The sequence below is a fragment of the Wenyingzhuangia sp. 2_MG-2023 genome, from assembly GCF_030548295.1.
GTDB lineage: Bacteria > Bacteroidota > Bacteroidia > Flavobacteriales > Flavobacteriaceae > Wenyingzhuangia.
Window position 1 is genome coordinate 1 of record NZ_JAUOSB010000169.1, and the last position, 242, is coordinate 242.

General features: G+C 40.1%; 1 protein-coding gene. It reads left to right on the plus strand.

Annotation, left to right across the window (positions count from 1 at the left end):
• Nucleotides 1–27 precede the first annotated feature (27 nt).
• A partial coding sequence (locus Q4548_RS17335) for a hypothetical protein (protein WP_303457260.1) occupies nucleotides 28–242 on the plus strand: 215 nt, incomplete at its 3' end.

A 242-nucleotide genomic window follows, 5' to 3' on the forward strand; every position in this document is an offset into this window, starting at 1 on the left:
CCCATAACCGTAAAAGGGGATGAATAGATGAAAAAACAAATCGTTAAGTGGCTTTTGACTATTGAGGTTTTATTTTGTTTTTATCTTACAAATGACTTTACTGTAAACGCGAATACGGCACCTTTAGAAGATTCTTCGCAGCAAGTAGATGTGAAAGATAAACCAGCAGGAGATCTCACCGACCTTCGAGGAGGTCCTGAAAATTCCGAGCGAGAACGTCAGACTCCTGTTGATCTAAGGAT